Raw genomic sequence first — 16491 nt, 5'->3', positions numbered from 1 at the left:
TTATTGAATAGCCTTTTTTGTGTTAAAAAATAGATTAACAGTAAAGGATGATGCTGAGTATGACAACAGAGCAAAGAAGCAGCGTAGTAACAAAACTATTGAATGGAACATTGTCGTCTATTAAATCCGTCATACCAATTGATTATCAAATAGAGAAGCCTAAAATGGTAAAGGAAGATTTACAATTATTTTATGGGGTTCTAATCGGAATAACAGGTGATATTCGTGGCAACTTAGTTTTTACAGGACAGCAAAGTACATTCGGGTCGATCGGTGAAAAAATGTTTGGCATGCCATTGGAAGGTGAAATGCTACTTTCCTTTAGCGGCGAGTTAGGGAATATGATTGCTGGTGGAATTTCCACAAGCATTTCTCAGGATGGAACAGATATTAATATTACTTCCCCGACTATTATGCAAGGAAACACGGTTCTTCACGGACACAAACAGGCGTTAAAATTAACTGTTAACTTTGAAAGCGTGGGGACAATGAATACCTATTTGCTGATTGATTAAATGAATCAAAGATAGTTGAAAACATAAGGAGGATATAAGAATGGCATCCGTGTTAGTGACTGATGATGCAGCGTTTATGCGTATGCAGTTGAGAGATATTTTGACAAAGCTTGGCCATGAGGTTGTGGGTGAGGCAGAAAATGGACAAGATGCAGTGGAAAAATATAAGAAACTAAAACCAGAGTTAATTACAATGGATATTACTATGCCAGAAATGAATGGAATTGAAGCAGTTCAAGAAATAAAAAAAATAGATAAAGAAGTCAAAATTATTATGTGTTCTGCTATGGGGCAACAAGGGATGGTAGTGGATGCAATACGAGCTGGAGCGAATGATTTTATTGTAAAACCATTTACTCCTGAAAGAATTCAAGAAGCATTAGACAAAATATTATAATTAAGTACACTGGGAAAATTTCCAGTATCCAGTATATTGAGTGATTAACTACTTTTTAAAAAATGCGAGGCTGGACATTACTAAATGAATCGAATTATCGATTGCTTTTTTCATATCTATGAATTTGTCGGTATCCATAAGTAATGTCCTGAACAAGCTCCTCGTTTTCAAGTCCTGCTCCAATCGCACTTACAATTGTTGATAAGGAGGAGACCACCCAAGCAACGCGTAAGTAATCACCAATGGTGACCTTACCTTCATCACTAACGGTATCCACGAAATGTTCTGTTGGTACAAGTAAAGCAGAAGTAATAAAGAATAGCGAGAATAAAATGACATAATACGTAATGACATCAATTAGCAATGTAGAAGTAGTTGTTAAGTTATATAAATGACGAATTCTTGTTTTGTCTTGTACAGATGAAAACACCCATAAACGGTGCGCAGCTATTATCCATAAGACCAGACCAATAATCGCAGCAACCATTATCATGGTTAAACGAAAGTTTGAAAAAACTTGTGAAAGTTGCCAAACCGTAGGAAAAATCAATGCAAAGGTTCCAGTAGTAAAAGCAATTGCAATTATTTTTTTAAAAGAAGAGATGATTTTTAGTGGGTTGTTTGCAAAGATCATCCCAATAAAAAGACGAATTAACCCATTTATTTTTGGGTGTACACTATATCTTATATCAATTCCATTTTTCTTATTTTCATTTATTGGGTAACGTCGGATAAAAGTAACAGGAAACCCATTTTTTTTATGGCGTCCAGATTTATCTTTTGTCCTTGTTATCGTTTGAGATGAAGATATATTTTTGAATTTCTTATCCCCAATAAGTTCCTTCACTAGTTGAATAATCGCTTTTTTAATTCTTTGTTTAATTGGTATCCAACCAAAAGCGGGAATCGATATTTGGGCAACGCCGTCCTTTTGATTTACATTTCCAGCAACAACATGTCCTCTATGAAAAATGGGTAAATCTGTAACACTGATCGCGAAATTCCATTCCTTTTCTTCTTTTATATCTTTGGTACGGTCTAAAATTTCACTTGCAGTCGTTGTCGATCCGATGAGTGAATCGACTATTCTATCAACTTTCCACTTTGTATCATTATTTATTTCAGATGAAAAATCATTAGCTAATTCTTCTATCATTCTGCTAGTCAGATCGGAAGCCCGTTCAGGAGCAGAAATAATGCCAACCTTTATTGCCTCTGTCACAATTTTACCTCCTTTAATCTTGATGATTAGATGTATCTTTTTTACCTTTTTCATTTTCATTTGTATCTTGAATATCATAATACCGCTGGATTTGGCGATAGGAATACGTAATTTGACGAACTTTTTCTTCATTTGCACTTGTTGTACCTATTGAACCTGCGAGTGTTCCCAAGGAAGTGATGATCCATGTTAGCTGAAAATAATATTTAATAGACGGTTCTTCCGTAAGACCGGTTACTTCTTGAAAGAGTCCAGGGGGTACAAACATCCCCAGTGCTAATAAAAAGAGTAGATAGAGAATAGCATAATTAATGAAAACAATAATAGATAACGTAATAATGGTTGTAGCATTATATAGATTACGAAGACGTTTATCACCTTTTTGAGTTGGTTTTTCCCATAGGTTATGGGCGAAGATCATCCAAGTAACCATCCCTGCAAGTGCGATGCATGTTAATAGTAAAAAACGAGGAATCGTATAGACAATACTTAAATCCCATGAAGATGGAAAAATGGTAATATAGATTCCTGTACCAAATGCTAACATGATCACTTTTATAAAAGAAGCTAACGCTGTCCAAGGACGATTAGAAACTGTCATCCCGTTCATTAGCCTAATTTTACCGACAAATTTAGATGCAATTAAATAATGAACGTTGAATTTATCTCCCGAATCTTCCTGTGTATATTCGTCGCTTTCATCCGTACCTTTATTTTCCCCGGAATCATGAGAAGGATTTTTATAGTCCTCTTCCACACGCTCAATATGCGTGAACCACATATCATATAATGTTTTATTTAGAGGTAAATGATTATTTCGTCGGGATCGCCTACTAATTTTGGGTTGTTTATGATGAAATTCTTTAATTATTTCATAAATAATTGTACAAACACGGCGTTTCATTGGAAAAAATCCTAAAGCGGGAAGAGAAATAAATGCAATTTTCTGATCCCTATTTATGTCCGCGAGTATTACATAATCCTTCATAAACTGAGGTAAGTCGGTTAAGCATATAACATAGTCCCAATCATTACGTTGTTTTAGCTTGGTTGCTTTGTCTGCCATTTCATGAATAAACTCGGCAGAACCTACAAGAGGATCAATTACCATTTTTAGGTCCCAATTAACCTCGTGATCAATTTTTGATCGTAATCCATCTTGTAATCGATCAATAATTTTATCTGTTATTTTAGCTGGCAAATCAGGAGAAGGAATTAGACCGATTTTAACGGTGTGCAAATAAGTCACCTCCCGTGAAGGGGGATTTTTAAATTAGGTAGGGCGTAACAATCTATAATTGTTTACCCATGAATGAAAGGGAATTAACATGAATTTTGATAGGGAGATTTTAAGTGGAAAGTAATGGTGAAAGGAGAGGGGGACTACATATTGAAGAAGGCTAGGACTTATAAGTTTAGTTTTATAGAGACCTGAACAATTTAACTTATTTTTAGTCGATTAATGTTTAGCTTTAATCTTTCACAGAATGAGTTGATAGAAAATTAAGTAGATGTTGATTGAATTCATTTGCTGACTTTCCTAGCCAAATTAAATGTCCCCAAGTATTAAGAAAACATAGTTCTGATTTTTTAATATGTTGATGAGCAAAATGTGCATGTTGAATTGGTACTGATCCATCATTGTTGCTATGCATAATGATCGTCGGACAACTAACTTTGTTTAAATCAGCAATTGTTAATTCATTTATTAGTTTTAAATCGATTAAAAATCCACTGCCTGACTGTTGTCGATTAATCATCCTTCTAAATGCTTCGACATCTTGCGTATCTATTTTTTCTTTTGCTTCTTTATAAGATATGGTACTGAAGGAAGAAAACATCTGTTTAAAAATAAATGTTGGGAGTACATTACCGAACATAGATACCATACGCCATGTATATTTTTCAGTTAAAGGATGAAATAGTATTTTCGCCGCTTTATATTCCTTATCTTTTGGCGTTAGCCATTCTTTCGTAACAGCTGATTGTAAAGTTAATGAACGGACGTATTCCGGATAATGTGCTGCAAAGTAAATTCCTGTTGGACCACCGGCAGAGATTGCTAATACATGAACTTTTTCGAGCTTTAAATGTTTTATTAATTGTATGTAATAATGACAGGCTTCCGACAAACTTAAACCAATTTCTTTAGAAGTATTTCCATAACCAGGTCTAGTAGGGGTTATAATAGAAAATCCATTCTCTATTAATGTTTTATAACCTAATTCTTCTCGACAATTAGAGTGCCCACCATGGAAAACCAAAATTGGATCCCCTTTTCCAATTATAGAATACTCTATTACAACCTCGTCTACAGAAAATAAAACGATTTCTCTTTCCAAATAATCATCTCCTTTCCCTTTATTTTTTAATTTTAAAGAGTAGATACGATAGACATGCGACCGTATCTCAGATTGTCGTCAATTTTTACATCATAAAATTAATTATTTTGTATAATCACAATATACCATTTGCATGAATAGCCCTCTTGAATCCTTTATTGGGGATGCCGGAATAGAGGATAAGCCCCTTGAGTTTCCAAGACAGCCAGTAACAGCCAAGACAAATGCATCAATGATATCTACTTTTGTTTGTCGTAGCTCGGGATGATCGTTTATGTAATGAGTTAATTTTACAGTTTTAGGATAGTGATCAATAAGTATATCAACTCTTTTTTTCATTCCTATATCCGTGTTTTTATTTTCTATTATCGGTTTTTTCTCTTTGTTCAACATTGTAAAACATATTTCTGGATGACTTTCTATTAATTTATTTTTAAATGAAGGATCGGATGCCAAGAAGTTGTCAACCTCTTTTATTTTATTAGTCAGATAGTAAGATTGTTTACTAAGTCCTTTTTGTAAAATTCCTTTATTAAGCTTATTTGCTTCTGTATAGTTGTTCGCATATACGGCTTGTCTACATGGCGTATTGAAAATACAACTTGCTCTTTTCCCAAGTATTTTTCTTCCAGTGGCTTCAGGTCTTCTACTATTTTCGCTACTAGTTTCTGGTAGACCGATTGGTATATCGATGAGTGTAGTTTTACTGTTTTCGAGGATTGTTTTAGCATCGTGTATTTTAGATAAAACTCTAATTTCAAATTTATGTTCTGTTAACGCTACTAAAACCCATCCATCTCTACAGCCATCTATTCCAATTGAACAATATTTATATTTCATTGAAACAACTCCTTATTATCATATAGTATCAGAAAAGCTACGTTTAGGAATTGCCTTTTATTAATTTACTTTGATAAAAATAGTTGATTAGAATCTTTCTTTCCGGGTAAAGAGTTAGAAAATGTGTTAAGAAGGAAAGGGGATATTATAGGTGGATCAATCTTCATCACAAAACCAAAAGAAGACAAATGAAAAACAGGAACAACTGGATAGATACCGTGAAAAAAATACTGGTTCAGATAAACAAATGACGAGTGATGCAGGCGTAAAAATCTCTAATGACGAACGATCATTAAGGGCCGGAAAACGAGGTCCCACTTTACTTCAGGATGCTCATTTTTATAAAAAACAATCTCATTTTAATCGGGAAAGGATACCCGAAAAGGTAGTCCATGCAAGAGGGTTTGGTTTATACGGAGATTTTGAATTATATAAATCAATGAAACATGTGACAACAGCAGGGTTTTTACAAGAACCTGGTTCAAAAACACCGGCTTTTGTTCGTTTTTCAAATTTTATTGGGAGTAAAGGTTCTAAAGATACAGCGATCGATGTCCGTGGTTTTGCGACTAAGTTTTATACGCAAGAAGGTAATTATGATATGTTGGCCCTTCAATTTCCAGTATTTCTAGTAACAGATGCAATGAAATTTGCAGATATGGTACATTCCATTAAACCGAATCCAAAAACGGATGTTCCTCAAGCAGCAGCAGCACACGATAATTTTTGGGATTATGTTGCAAATAATCAGGAAACAGCACATATGGTTATGTGGCTTATGTCGATGCGGGGACGACCGAGAAGCTGGCGAATGATGGAAGGATATCCGATCAATACATTCCGCTTTATTAATAATAAAGGAAAGTCTACATTTGTCCGTTTTGCTTGGAAACCTTTATTAGGCGTACATGGCTTGTTGTTAGATGAAGCGAATATTATCGGTGGTGTAGATCCGGATTTTCATCGTCATGATATTATTGAAGCTGTTGAAAGAGAGGCGTATCCAGAATACGAACTCGGAGTGCAACTAATCGATGAAGAAGATGAATTTAAGTATGACTTTGATATTTTAGATGATACAAAGATGTGGCCTGAAGAGGAAATTCCATTTGAAATGATTGGTAAATTGACATTAAATCGCTTGGTAGATAATTTCTTTACGGAAGAAGAACAGTCTTCCTTTGATCCTTCCAATTTAATTCCAGGGATTGACTTTTCGAATGATCCGGTTTTACAAGGCAGATCGTTTGCTTATCGTGATACCGATTATCATCGTTTAGGGTCTGCAAATATTGAAGAAATTCCAGTTAATAAACCAATAGCAGAGACAAATATTAATCATCGAAACGGCTATATGAGACACCGAATTGATGTGGACACCGTTCATTATCATAATAATTCTACGAGCGATAATACACCGGCAACGGTCCCGCCAGAAGAGGGAGGTTTTTACGATTATCCTGAAGAAGTAGAAGGATATAAAACGAGAGAGTTTCCGAGTGAATCATTCGATGATCATTTTTCACAAGCAAGAATGTTTTGGAACAGTATGTCCGGTATTGAAAAGCAAGATATTATCCAGTCGTTCAGTTACCATCTCGGAAAAGTGAAAAATAAATCAATTAGACAACAAAATATTGATATGTGGGAAAATGTGGATAAAGAAATGGCAACTAAGATTGCTGAAAATGTTGGAGTAAATCCTCCGGAAGGACATCATGTGCCGGTAGATAAAAAGTCACCTTCTTTAAGTATCGCGAATACAACTTATGCAGCATATACACAAAAGGTTGGCGTTTTAATCGGAAATGATTTTAACGATAAAGAAGTAACGGAATTGATTGATACCTTACAAGAATCCGATGTAATTATAGAATTGATCAGTGAGAAATTAGGCACTGTATCTGGAAAGGATGGTACGGAATTAGAGGTAGATCAAACGTTTATTACAGCTCATCCTGTCCTCTTTGACTCGTTATTTGTCGCTGGAGGAAAAGCAAAAAATCAGGAAATGTTCGTGGAAGAAATCAAGAAGTTTGTCAATGATACCTATATCCATTATAAACCGCTTGGAATTGCAACAGGGGAAAAAACATATTTTGAAGATGCTGAAAATCATAATTTATCTGGAGTTATTTTCGCTGAGGATAATTCCAACTTTGCAGACGACTTTGTTTCAGCTGTCACAAAACAGCGCTTCTGGGACAGAAAATAATTACACTATAAAAATTTGATAGTCTATCGGAACTGCTGTTTATTTTAATTAGCGCGTTCAAACTTGGGAGTTTTATGGATATACTTCGCAAGTTTGTACGCGCTATTTTTGTTATAAAACTACATAAAAAACGTATTTGTATTATTTTTAAATTCTTCTAGGGTTTCTAAGACTTTCTATAAAGAAAGGAATTATCTTTTTGAAAAAGAATAAACATAGAAAGAGTTGGTTGGAATTATTCATTTTAAAAAATAAGAGTGATTTTCTTTTTATTCTAATACTCAAGCAATTTTATTGGTGTTCATAAAATAGATACATTATGCTAATAGTAAGAGAGATAATCTCATTAATATAAGGGAAGATGTTTTTAATCGGAGATGAGGGATTAGGAATGAAAATAGCAGATAAACAATTAATAAATCATAAACTTGATGATTTATATAAAAAATATGATCTTAATACAGCAGAGAAACAACAGAAGTCGGAGAGGTTCATGGAAGCATTAAAAGACCTGATCGAAGTATGTGGGGATAATCCGGATCGCCAAGGTCTTGAAGAAACGCCATTTAGAGTATTGAAGGCTCATTTAGAATATACAGAAGGGTATCGAGAAGATCCTAAAGAACATTTACGGAAGTTTTTTGATGTTGAACATAATGAAATTGTCATTGTGAAAGATATTGAGTTTTATTCCCTTTGTGAACATCATTTCGCACCGTTTTTTGGAAGTGTTCATGTAGGGTATATTCCGAATGGAAAAATCACCGGCTTATCAAAAATCGGCAGGATGGTTGATGGATATGCGAAAAGATTTCAAGTTCAGGAAAGATTATCAAATCAGATTGCAAATGCAATGGAAGAGGTACTTAACCCTCAAGGTGTGATGGTTGTAGTAGAAGGTAAGCATATGTGTATGTGTGGAAGAGGAGTTAAGAAAAAGGACTCTACTACCACTACAACTGCTTCAAAAGGCGTTTTTGCAAACGAACCTGAACTGCGAAAAGAATTTTTATCACTTCTAGACAGATAATTTTAGATGGGTATTTATTTGAATTCAGGTCAATGTAGGGTAGGTGAATAGCGTGAAACATGCCATTATTACTGCAGGTTCTAAAGGACTTGGCAAAAAAGTGACAGAACATTTTTTAGAAAAAGGGTGTACCGTAACAGTTAATTATTTTCGGGATGTTGAGCGGATAAAAGTTTTGAAAGATGAATGGAAAATGTACGAAGATCAAGTCCAGTTCGTACAGGGAGATGTGACGAAAAAAGAAGATATTGTAAAGATTGTCCAACAAGCAAAAGATAGATTTGGCAGGATTGATTATTTAATTAATAATGCCGGACCATATGTGTTTGAACGAAAAAAACTCATCGACTATACGGATGAAGAATGGTATGAAATGATCGAAGGAAATCTAAGTTCAATCTTTCATTTTGCAAAGCTTGTGATTCCGGTAATGCGAGCTCAGCGATTTGGCCGGATTATTACTTATGGGTTCCAAGATGCAGAGCATTCACCCGGATGGATATATCGATCGGCATTTAGCGCAGCAAAAGTAGGATTGGTTTCATTAACAAGAACTATTGCAAGAGAAGAAGCGGAATATGGAATTACTGCAAATATGGTTTCTCCTGGTGATATAAAAGGAGAAATGAAAGAAGCAGACATTGAAACAGCAAAAGCAATAAAAGATGATGATACACCGATAGGAAGATCAGGTACAGGGGAAGATATTGCCCGAACGATCGGCTTTTTATGTGAAGAAAAGTCAGAGATGATTACAGGCAGTGTTGTATCTGTTGCTGGAGGCGTTCATCTTACTAATAGGGTTTATGAAGAGGAGTCAACGACAGTACACCTTTCATAATCCCTTTTTTTCTACTTTTTTATGTTTAATATTAAAACATCGGTTTATACATAGAATGAAAACCGTAAAAAAGGAGTGATCAGTATGAAGAAAAGTCAGTATGAAAAAATAAAAAACGAAAAAGGTTTTATTGCTGCCCTTGATCAAAGTGGTGGGAGTACACCTAAAGCACTGGCAGCTTATGGTGTTTCGGAAGATGAATATTCCAATGAAGATGAAATGTTTTATTTAGTACATGAGATGCGAACGAGAATTATAACGTCACCCGCTTTTAATTCCAATTATATTTTAGGCGCGATTTTATTTGAACAAACAATGGACCGCGAAATTGAAGGAAAATATACAGGTGATTATTTGACGGAAAAAGGGATTGTTCCTTTTCTGAAAGTAGATAAAGGACTTGCTGAAGAAGCAAATGGAGTTCAACTTATGAAACCAATTCCGGGTTTAGACGATCTCCTTAAGAGGGCGAAGGAAAGAAAAATTTTCGGCACCAAAATGCGTTCTGTTATAAAAGAAGCGAATGTAGAAAGTATTAAGGAAATTGTTGACCAGCAATTTCAGATCGGCAAGCAAATTCTCACTGCAGGGCTTGTTCCAATTATTGAACCTGAGGTTGATATTAATAGTCCGAATAAGGAAGCGTGCGAACAAATACTTAAAACAGAAATTCTTCATCACCTTGATCAGTTAAAGGAAAATGAAGAAGTAATGTTAAAGTTAACAATACCTACAAAAAATAATTTTTACAAATCACTTATCGAACATCCGAAAGTAATTCGTGTTGTAGCTCTTTCAGGAGGTTATAAGCGAGAAGAAGCGAATGAAAAACTGAAGGAGAACGATGGATTAATTGCTAGTTTTTCAAGGGCGCTTGCGGAAGGCTTATATGCCGATCAGTCAGAAGAAGAATTTAATACAACGCTTAAGAATTCCGTCATATCGATTTATGATGCGAGCTTATAAAAGAAAGGAACTGCCAAACAGGTCTGTGATCAAGACCTTTGTTTGGTAGTTTTTTTCTAATAGCCCTTGTCCAAATCACTTTCCCTAGTTTATATTCTATAACCTGAAGTCATATAGAACATATGAATTGGCGTAATGAGCGGTTGTCTGATACGATTTGTATAGGTTAATATAAACGTATTAACATACAATGTAAGGAGGAGTCTGTATGAAAATAGTTTCGATGGAACCGACACCAAGTCCTTATTCAATGAAGATTAATCTAGACGAACAGTTGCCCAACGGCAAATCTGAAAACTATAAACAAGATGACGATCTTGGTAAGGCACCTAAATATGTGCAACAATTATTTTCAATCCATGGAGTGAAAGGACTTTATCGGGTAATTGATTTTATAACGTTAGAGCGCAATCCAAGGGTTGCCTGGGAAGAAATTTTGCCTCAAGTGAGAGAAGTACTTGGCTCAGAACAAGATACAACGGAGCTTTTTTCTAAAGCAGTAGAAAACACAGAAGATAGTTTCGGTGAGATCCATGTTTTTATCCAAATGTTTCGTACCATTCCTCTCCAAGTTAAATTACAGGAGGGAGAAAAGGAACAACGATTTGCTCTTCCGGAAAGGTTTATGAAAGCAGGGATGGAAGCAGCAGTTGCCTCAGAACATTTTTTAGTAGAGCGGAAATGGGTCGAGCAAAGTCCACGCTACGGGGAAATCGAAGAAGCAGGTAACGCCATTGTAGAAGAAATTTCTGCAACATATAGTGAGGAGCGGTTGGATGAACTGGTTAAACGTGCATTAAATAATGAAACTTTAACTGAACTTCCAAAGAAAAAAGTGACATTGGATATGTTAGACCAGCCAAATTGGCGAGATCGTTATGCAGCACTTGCTCAAATGGACCCGACTGAAGCTGACTTTCCTGTTCTTAATAAAGCATTAGATGATAATAATTCTTCTATTCGTAGGCTTGCAACAGCTTATTTAGGAATGATTGAAGAACCTGAAACCCTCCCATATTTATATAAAGCATTAAAAGATAAATCAGTAAATGTGCGCAGAACAGCAGGAGATTGCTTGTCTGATCTAGGCTTTAAAGAAGCCATCCCGGAAATGATTCAAGCTCTATCGGATCGGAGCCGAATCGTTCGCTGGCGAGCTGCAATGTTTTTATATGAAATAGGGGATGAAACAGCTATTACAGTTCTTGAAAAGGTTCTTGATGACCCAGAATTTGAGGTGCGGATGCAGGCGAAAATGGCGTTAGCACGAATACAGAGTGGTCAAAAAGCAGAAGGTTCGATTTGGAAGCAGATGGAACAAGCGACTAAAGAGTGAACTTTATACTGTTAAGGATGGAGGGAGCAAGCAAATGCAGAGGGTATATGACTTTACGGTGCAGTTGCCTGATGGGAAAGCTAAATCATTACTCGAATATGCAGGGAAAACATTGCTTATTGTCAATACAGCGAGTAAATGCGGTTTTACTCCACAATTTCAAGGATTGCAAAATCTATATGATACTTATAAAGTGCGTGACTTTGTCATCTTAGGATTTCCGTGTAATCAGTTTAAACAGGAATATGAAAATATGGAGGACACGATACATTTTTGTCAGAATAATTATGGTGTAAGCTTTCCGATGTTTGCTAAGATTGATGTGAACGGAGAAAATGAGCATCCTCTCTATGCATTTTTAAAGCAACAAAAAGGTGGAGTGTTTTCAAGAACGATTAAATGGAATTTTACAAAGTTTCTTGTTAATTCGGAAGGACAAGTGGTCAAGCGATATTCTCCTATTATAAAGCCAGAACAGATAAAAGAGGATATTGAAAAATATATTGGAAAGAAATAAGCTTCATTTTGTATTTTAGCCCTAGCGCAAAGAAGATGGGCAAGCAACGCTCTTTGTGTCAGGGCTTTTTTTATTTGCATGAATAAAACGAATCTGATTATGTTGCTCGCCTATATTTTAAAACCAGTGAGCATACAACACTTTTATTGGCAGACAACTGTTATAATAGACTAAAAAGAAAATGAGGATGAATAAATGAAATGGAGCAAATAAAGCGACTGTCCGATCGAGTTGCGGATGATATTTTATCAATGATTACGATCGAAAAAAGATTTAAGTCGGGAGATAAGCTACCGAATGAAATTGAGCTTTCAGACGAATTAAATATTAGCAGGACGACTCTAAGAGAAGCGATTAGAATATTAGTGACAAATGGAGTTCTTGAAATAAAAAGAGGAAGAGGAACGTTTGTTAAAAAAAATCTTGACCTGAGTAATACGATGGAAATTTTTCATGACCTTTCGATAGCACGGATCAATGCAAAAGATTTATACGAAATGCGCTTAATTTTCGAACCTGAAGCGGCGTATTATGCAACTCAAAGAGCAAGTGACGCTGAATTGAAGCGTATTTTAGAATATGGCAAACAAATTGAAGAAAAAATTAAGGTAAATGAGGACAGAACAGATGTTGAGCAGAAATTCCATAAAGCAATTGCCAAAGCAACTCATAATGAATTTATGGATAAGCTTATGCCGGTTATCTTTCAAGCGATTGATAAAGGAGTAATTTTATCACAAACAAATGAACTGGTTATAAGGGATACAATTAATGACCATAAAATGATCATGGAATTTATGAAAGCACGAAATCCCGAGGGAGCAAGAAGTGCAATGAAAATTCATATTTTACATGCAATGAAAGATTTAGGGATTGAATAATCGATAGAAAAGACTTTTTATAATGTCCTACAACCATATTGACAGCAGACAACTTACAATTTAAAATAGAAGTACTAATTTTAACAAAAAGGCGTGAGTTTAAATGAGAAGTAATATGATTAAAATCGGAGTTGACCGTGCCCCTCACCGTAGTCTTTTGTATGCAACAGGAAAAGTAAAACCGAGAGATTTAGAAAAACCTTTTATTGGTGTCTGTAACTCTTACATCGATATTATCCCAGGACATGTGCATTTACGTGAGTTTGCAGATGTTGTAAAAGAAGCGATTATTGAAGCTGGTGGTATCCCGTTTGAATTTAATACGATCGGTGTAGACGATGGTATTGCTATGGGACATATTGGTATGCGTTATTCGTTACCGAGTCGTGAACTGATTGCTGACTCTGCGGAAACGGTTATTAACGCACATTGGTTTGACGGAGTATTTTACATTCCAAACTGTGACAAAATTACACCAGGTATGCTGATGGCAGCTGCTCGTACGAATGTGCCTTCTGTTTTTGTATCGGGTGGACCGATGGAAGCAGGAGTTAGTTCAACAGGAAAACAAATTTCCTTAACATCTGTATTTGAAGGTGTTGGAGCGCATAAGTCAGGACAAATGTCTGCAGAAGAATTATTGGATATTGAAATGAATGCTTGTCCGACATGTGGTTCTTGTTCAGGAATGTTTACTGCAAATTCTATGAATTGTCTCATGGAAATGTTAGGTGTTACTCTTCCTGGAAATGGAACGATTGTTGCAACAAGCGACAAGCGTAAAGAGTTAGTCAAAGAAGCAGCAAAACATTTAGTTCGTATGGTTAAGGAAGATGTAAAACCACGCGACATTATTACAAAAGAAGCAATTGATGATGCATTTGCGCTTGATATGGCAATGGGTGGCTCAACAAATACAGTATTACACACATTAGCCATTGCAAATGAAGCGGGAATTGATTATGACTTAGCGGATATTAATAAGGTTGCCGCAAAAGTTCCATATTTGGCAAAAATTATGCCAGCATCTGATATTTCAATGGATGATATTAATAAAGCCGGGGGAGTAGAAGCGATTATTAATGAATTAACAAAAATTCCTGGTGCAATTCATCCAGAACGTATAACAGTGTCTGGTAAAACGATGGGTGATCTTGTAAAAGACCATCATATTACGAATCCAGAAGTAATTCGTACAAAAGATAATCCATACAGCCCAGTTGGAGGACTTTCTGTTCTTTACGGAAACATCGCACCAGAAGGTTCTGTTATTAAAGTTGGAGCAGTTGATCCATCGATCAAAACTTTTACTGGAGAAGCAATCGTTTTTGATTCCCAAGATGAAGCACAAGAAGCAATTGACGATGGAACAGTAGAAGCTGGTCATGTTGTCGTTATTCGTTATGAAGGACCAAAAGGCGGTCCTGGCATGCCGGAAATGTTAGCACCTACTTCTGCAATCATGGGGCGTGGACTTGGTAAAGAAGTTGCACTTATTACAGATGGCCGTTTTAGTGGAGCATCTCGTGGAATTTCAATCGGCCATATTTCACCAGAAGCAGCAGAAGGCGGCCCGATTGCATTAGTCGAAAATGGTGATGTGATCGAAATAGACTTACCAAGCCGAACTATGAACTTAAAAGTTTCTGACGAAGAATTGGAAGAACGCCGTAAAAACTTAAAAGAATTTGAACCGAAGATTAAAACAGGCTGGTTAGCAAGATATTCTAAACTCGTTACGAACGCTTCTAAAGGCGGTATTATGAGTATCTAATATTTATAGAGAAGAAGATTCATAGTTGACTAGAAATGCTCAAATGAGCTATAGGATTCTTAGGATTAAACCCGACCATTATTGGCGGGTTTTTCTTTTTTTAATAAATTGTTGGGATGAAAAGGCATCGTAGAGATTTATATAGCGGTCCGTTATTTGGCTGAATCTGTTTAGGATATACAGAATTGGGAATAGATAAATTTAAGCAAAAATTTCACGTCGTTCTCAGTTGGATGGAGGGATAAAATGCCATATCGTGAAGAATTGCCTTACGATGAAGGACCAGACAATACCATAGCTTTTTTAAATGAAGGTTACTTATACATCACTAATCGCAGAATTCGTTTTAACCGAGATATGTTTAAAACCCGTCTATTGGGTGGAAAGCAGGTTGTCTGCATGGCAGGAAAAGAAGCTGCTGAAGTGTTTTATGATAACGAAAAGTTCAAACGTCATGGTGCCGCGCCCAGTCGTGTACTTAATACTTTATTCGGTCAAAAGGGTGTTCAGACACTTGATGGTAAAGCACATGAACAACGTAAAACAATGTTCATGAATTTTATGTCTAAAGCCCGTTTACAGGAGATTTCTGAACTGGTAAAAGAAGAATGGATGAAACAGCTCCCTAAATGGGAACAACAAGATAGCGTTGTACTTTATGAAGAAGTGAAAAGAGTACTTAGCATCGCAATTTGTCGTTGGACAGGTGTTCCAATTAATAGTCAAGATATAGGGATACTAAGTGAGCAATTCGGAGATTTGTTTGAATCAGCTGGAAAAATCGGTATAAAACATATAAAGGGTAAGAGTTCACGTAAGAGCTTAGAGAGCTGGATGGAAGAACTGATCAAAACCATTCGAACAGGAGAAAGTGTTGTATCTGAAACGACACCTTTATACCAGATTGCGATGCATCGTGACTTGGATGGAAGTCTTTTAAGTAAACATACCGCAGCTGTTGAGGTACTAAATCTATTACGTCCAACCGTTGCTATTTCAGTTTATATTGTGTTAAGCGCATTGGCTCTTCATGATTTCCCAGATGAAAAAGATAAACTAAAAGCATCTGATGAGAAAAATTACAAAATGTTCGTTCAAGAGGTTCGGAGGTATTATCCATTTTTTCCGCTTGTTCCCGCCATTGTAAAAAAAGATTTTCTATGGGGAGGACATGATTTCAAGGAAGGAACGCTTGTGTTATTAGATGTGTATGGTAATAATCATCATCCAGACTTATGGGAAAATCCAAGTAACTTTAATTCCGACCGTTTTAAAGACTGGGATAAAAGTCCATTTGATTTCATCCCCCAAGGTGGAGGCGATTATATTACAGGGCATCGGTGCGCAGGTGAATGGTTAACAATCGAAGTGATGAAAACATGCTTGGATATCATGGTCAATAAAATGGATTATACGGTGCCTAAACAGAATCTCAATATGAGCGTCAGGCGAATGCCTAGTGTACCAAAAAGCGGATTTATAATACAGGATGTTCAACGTATTTAAAAAAAGTGTGTACAAGTTTAAATGTAAGCTGCAAAAAAAAGTGCTAGGATAACTTCTATCCTAGCTCCTATGCTTTATCTGCTCTTTTATCATATAAAGTATAAAAAAA

Annotated in this window: 15 protein-coding genes; 11 read left to right on the top strand and 4 right to left on the bottom strand. The window is 35.9% G+C overall.

What is annotated here, in order from left to right:
* Window positions 1–59: 59 nt before the first annotated feature.
* Window positions 60–515, top strand: a complete 456-nt coding sequence (locus SPD48_RS08545) for a chemotaxis protein CheX (protein WP_336257672.1) — start codon at window positions 60–62, stop codon at window positions 513–515.
* A gap of 40 nt (window positions 516–555) precedes the next feature.
* Window positions 556–912 (top strand): response regulator, encoded by a 357-nt coding sequence (locus SPD48_RS08540; protein ID WP_336257671.1) that lies wholly within the window; start codon window positions 556–558, stop codon window positions 910–912.
* A 94-nt stretch (window positions 913–1006) separates the two neighbouring features.
* On the opposite strand, the gene SPD48_RS08535 is transcribed toward SPD48_RS08540, so the two are convergent.
* The 4 genes from SPD48_RS08535 to SPD48_RS08520 all read right to left on the bottom strand — a co-directional run bounded on the left by SPD48_RS08535 (window position 1007) and on the right by SPD48_RS08520 (window position 5316).
* Complete coding sequence (locus SPD48_RS08535) at window positions 1007–2134, bottom strand: hypothetical protein (RefSeq protein WP_336257670.1); 1128 nt, start codon at window positions 2132–2134, stop codon at window positions 1007–1009.
* 13 nt (window positions 2135–2147) lie between these two features.
* Window positions 2148–3374 (bottom strand): hypothetical protein, encoded by a 1227-nt coding sequence (locus SPD48_RS08530; protein ID WP_336257669.1) that lies wholly within the window; start codon window positions 3372–3374, stop codon window positions 2148–2150.
* Between the two features lie 232 nt (window positions 3375–3606).
* Entirely contained in the window at window positions 3607–4476 is an 870-nt protein-coding gene (locus tag SPD48_RS08525) for an alpha/beta fold hydrolase (RefSeq protein WP_336257668.1), read from the bottom strand.
* 102 nt (window positions 4477–4578) lie between these two features.
* Complete coding sequence (locus SPD48_RS08520; protein ID WP_336257667.1) at window positions 4579–5316, bottom strand: DUF429 domain-containing protein; 738 nt, start codon at window positions 5314–5316, stop codon at window positions 4579–4581.
* A 151-nt stretch (window positions 5317–5467) separates the two neighbouring features.
* On the opposite strand from SPD48_RS08520, the gene SPD48_RS08515 reads away from it, so the two are divergent.
* From SPD48_RS08515 to SPD48_RS08475, 9 genes are all read left to right on the top strand, one after another.
* Complete coding sequence (locus tag SPD48_RS08515) at window positions 5468–7531, top strand: catalase (protein ID WP_336257666.1); 2064 nt, start codon at window positions 5468–5470, stop codon at window positions 7529–7531.
* 391 nt (window positions 7532–7922) lie between these two features.
* A complete protein-coding gene (gene folE / locus SPD48_RS08510) occupies window positions 7923–8561 on the top strand; it encodes a GTP cyclohydrolase I FolE (protein ID WP_336257665.1) in 639 nt (212 codons plus the stop codon).
* Between the two features lie 52 nt (window positions 8562–8613).
* Complete coding sequence (locus SPD48_RS08505; RefSeq protein ID WP_336257664.1) at window positions 8614–9402, top strand: SDR family oxidoreductase; 789 nt, start codon at window positions 8614–8616, stop codon at window positions 9400–9402.
* An 84-nt stretch (window positions 9403–9486) separates the two neighbouring features.
* Window positions 9487–10368: a fructose bisphosphate aldolase gene (locus tag SPD48_RS08500; RefSeq protein ID WP_336257663.1), complete on the top strand. Its 882-nt coding sequence runs from the start codon at window positions 9487–9489 to the stop codon at window positions 10366–10368.
* Between the two features lie 208 nt (window positions 10369–10576).
* Window positions 10577–11704 (top strand): conserved virulence factor C family protein, encoded by a 1128-nt coding sequence (locus SPD48_RS08495; RefSeq protein ID WP_336257662.1) that lies wholly within the window; start codon window positions 10577–10579, stop codon window positions 11702–11704.
* Between the two features lie 34 nt (window positions 11705–11738).
* Window positions 11739–12221, top strand: coding sequence for a glutathione peroxidase (locus SPD48_RS08490; protein ID WP_336257661.1), 483 nt, complete (start codon window positions 11739–11741; stop codon window positions 12219–12221).
* Window positions 12222–12421: 200 nt separating this feature from the next.
* Window positions 12422–13102, top strand: a complete 681-nt coding sequence (locus tag SPD48_RS08485) for a FadR/GntR family transcriptional regulator (protein WP_336257660.1) — start codon at window positions 12422–12424, stop codon at window positions 13100–13102.
* A 103-nt stretch (window positions 13103–13205) separates the two neighbouring features.
* The gene (gene ilvD, locus SPD48_RS08480; RefSeq protein WP_336257659.1) at window positions 13206–14876 is read left to right on the top strand and encodes a dihydroxy-acid dehydratase; all 1671 of its coding nucleotides are present in this window, start codon (window positions 13206–13208) and stop codon (window positions 14874–14876) included.
* Window positions 14877–15122: 246 nt separating this feature from the next.
* Window positions 15123–16382: a cytochrome P450 gene (locus tag SPD48_RS08475; protein WP_336257658.1), complete on the top strand. Its 1260-nt coding sequence runs from the start codon at window positions 15123–15125 to the stop codon at window positions 16380–16382.
* Window positions 16383–16491 lie beyond the last annotated feature (109 nt).

Source organism: Pseudogracilibacillus sp. SE30717A (assembly GCF_037071985.1).
Lineage (GTDB): Bacteria > Bacillota > Bacilli > Bacillales > Amphibacillaceae > Pseudogracilibacillus.
Note: the sequence above shows the minus strand (reverse complement) of the source record. Positions and strands in the feature narration are given on the sequence as shown.